At 47.3% G+C, this 734-nt stretch carries 3 protein-coding genes; all 3 read right to left on the bottom strand.

The genetic code is table 11. The annotated features are described in order from the left end of the window. Positions 1-303 (bottom strand): metallophosphoesterase (locus AAEY72_RS14170; RefSeq protein WP_352311137.1); only part of this gene is annotated, 303 nt, incomplete at its 3' end. Continuing rightward, positions 281-457: a protein ninH gene (locus AAEY72_RS14165; RefSeq protein WP_095463760.1), complete on the bottom strand. Its 177-nt coding sequence runs from the start codon at positions 455-457 to the stop codon at positions 281-283. The genes AAEY72_RS14170 and AAEY72_RS14165, both read right to left, overlap by 23 nt. A 26-nt stretch (positions 458-483) precedes the next feature. Next, the coding region (locus AAEY72_RS14160; RefSeq protein WP_197092563.1) for a recombination protein NinG at positions 484-734 on the bottom strand (251 nt) is incomplete at its 5' end.

Below are 734 nucleotides of genomic sequence, written 5' to 3'. Positions count from 1 at the left end.
GAACCAGCCACCGCCATTAAGCAGCCAGTGATTAACGTTTCCACGCTCTGATAAGCCATCAATCATCATTTGCTCATGGTTTCCACGTACAGCTCTGAACCAGGGGAATGTGATTAATTCCAGGCATTCAACGTTCTCTGCACCACGATCAACCAAATCGCCCACCGAGATAAGCAGGTCTTTTTTGTTGTCGAATCCAATCGTATCCAGTTTGTTCATCAGGTTCGTGTAGCATCCGTGCAGATCGCCAACTACCCAAATATTTCGGTATTTGCTGCCATCAATTTTTTCGTAATAGCGCATCTCTTTCACTCCATCCGCGATGAACCATGAGAACGTCGTTGACGATGGCGTGCATTTTCCCGTCTTTATCATCAACGTATTTTCTGACCGTACCGCGACTACATTTCAGTCTGCGTGCTACTTCTGTCTGATTTCCGTATGTTTCAACGAGCATGTCTGGAATGGTTTTTACTGAGAACGTCATGCGGCCTCACTTCTGCTATTTCGCAGGTCTTTGAGTTTCTGTTGGTACTCTGCCTTGATCGCCTTGCACTCTTCGATAGTCCAGCGATGGCGGTTATGGTTTGATTCGATTTCGTCTACTGCTTCCTGCCCGATGCGGCTAATCAGTTCGACGCGATACGGAACGAGATTTCCGCTTTTGTGCTGGTTGCACACCACGCATTGCTTGTGAATATTGCGTTCATTAAATCGGAGTTGAGGTGCCGCAG

This window comes from Psychrobacter sp. W2-37-MNA-CIBAN-0211 (assembly GCF_040309405.1).
Lineage (GTDB): Bacteria > Pseudomonadota > Gammaproteobacteria > Pseudomonadales > Moraxellaceae > Psychrobacter > Psychrobacter glaciei.
Note: the sequence above shows the minus strand (reverse complement) of the source record. Positions and strands in the feature narration are given on the sequence as shown.

Bases quoted from the DNA above. Each gene is read 5' to 3' on its own strand.
- AAEY72_RS14165 (WP_095463760.1), bottom strand. From the start codon at position 457: ATGCTCGTTGAAACATACGGAAATCAGACAGAAGTAGCACGCAGACTG.